The organism is Pararhizobium sp. P1_E7, assembly GCF_056405855.1.
The window spans coordinates 1-1,563 of record NZ_JBFUBH010000202.1 but is presented as its reverse complement, the minus strand read 5'-3'; the positions used below and the strand labels follow the sequence as shown (position 1 = coordinate 1,563).

The 1,563-nt window shown below is 60.1% G+C and carries 2 protein-coding genes; both read left to right on the top strand.

From position 1 onward, the window contains the following. A partial coding sequence (locus AC1D17_RS28895) for an extracellular solute-binding protein (RefSeq protein WP_477568625.1) occupies nt 1-642 on the top strand: 642 nt, incomplete at its 5' end. Nucleotides 643-664: 22 nt separating this feature from the next. Further along, on the top strand, nt 665-1,563 hold an 899-nt coding region (locus AC1D17_RS28890; protein ID WP_477568624.1), incomplete at its 3' end, for an ABC transporter ATP-binding protein.

Here is a 1,563-nt window from a genome sequence, read left to right as displayed (position 1 = left end):
GTTGATAGCCTCGCCATGGTGTTCGACCCGAAGATTGCCGCGAAATTCGCGGACTGCGGCATCGGTATCGTCGACGCGCCAAACGAAATCATTCCGATCGCGCTCAACTACCTCGGTCTGAATCCGTACTCCGCCAACCCGGAGGACTTGCAAAAGGCGCAGGATCTGCTCACGGCTTTGCGCCCCAACATCCGCCACATGCAGAGCGGGAAGCTGGTTGCCGACATGGCGTCGGGGCAGCTCTGCCTCGCCATCATGTGGAGCGGTGATACCGGCATTGCTGCTGCACGCGCGGGAGAGGCGAAGACCGGTCAGGAGATCCGCTACTCGCTTCCGAAGGAAGGTACGATCGTGTCCTTCGACACGATGGCCATTCCAGCGGATTCGGCCAATGTGGATCAGGCGCTGCAATTCATCGACTACATCCTGGAACCCAAGGTCGTCGCCGACATCAGCAACGCCGTCTTCCTGGCAAATGCCAATGCCGCAGCGACCCCGCTGGTGGACGAAGCCATTACCACGGATCCAAACATCTATCCGCCCGCCGAAGTGCAGGCGAAGCTCTTTAGCGACAAGTCCCTGCCGCCGCGCCAAAACCGAGAACGGACACGGATCTGGACGACCTTCCGGGCTGGCCAGTAAAGAAAAGAGAGTGAGGGGCGACATGCAGAAGCCATTTCTGACGGTCGATGGTCTGAGCAAGGCCTACGGAAACTTCATCGCCGTGAGCGGCGTATCGCTCGATGTGGGCAGGGGGGAGTTTTTCTCGCTTCTAGGGCCATCCGGCTGTGGTAAGTCCACGCTTCTCAGGATGATCGCCGGTTTTGAGAACCCGACTGCCGGTAGCGTGCTTCTTGACGGCGCCGATGTCACGGCGCTTCCCCCGGAGAAGCGGCCGACCAATATGATGTTTCAGTCCTATGCACTGTTTCCGCATCTGAGCGTGGCGAAGAATATCATCTTCGGTCTTGTCCAGGAACGCTTGCCCAAGGCCGAGATCGCAGTTCGGTTGTCCGATGTCGCAGAGAAGCTTCAGCTTGGAACTTTGCTGGAAAGGAAACCCTCCCAGCTCTCCGGCGGCCAACGCCAGCGCGCTGCTCTCGCCCGCGCGCTGGTGAAGCGGCCCAAGGTTCTATTGCTCGACGAGCCACTGGGCGCGCTCGACAAGAACCTGCGCGCCGAAACTCAGGATGAACTGGTTCGACTGCAGAAGGAACTGGGCCTCACATTCATCATCGTGACGCACGACCAGCAGGAGGCGATGACCGTGTCTTCCCGAATTGCGATCATGCAGGCAGGCCGTGTACTTCAAGTCGGCTCCCCCGAGACGGTCTATGAGGCGCCGACCTCGCGATACATCGCCAAGTTTCTCGGCGAGGCGAACATCTTCGAAGTGGCAAGTGCGATCTCCGATCAAGGGCTGGCAAGCGTCGTTCTCACCGGTTTCGAGGGGAGATACCGGGCGAGGCTTCCAGCCGGCACTTCGACCGTTGGCCCGCTATGGCTTTCCGTCCGCCCCGAAAGGGTCGAACTCGTGCGTAACGGGGAGGGTGTTCCCGGCAT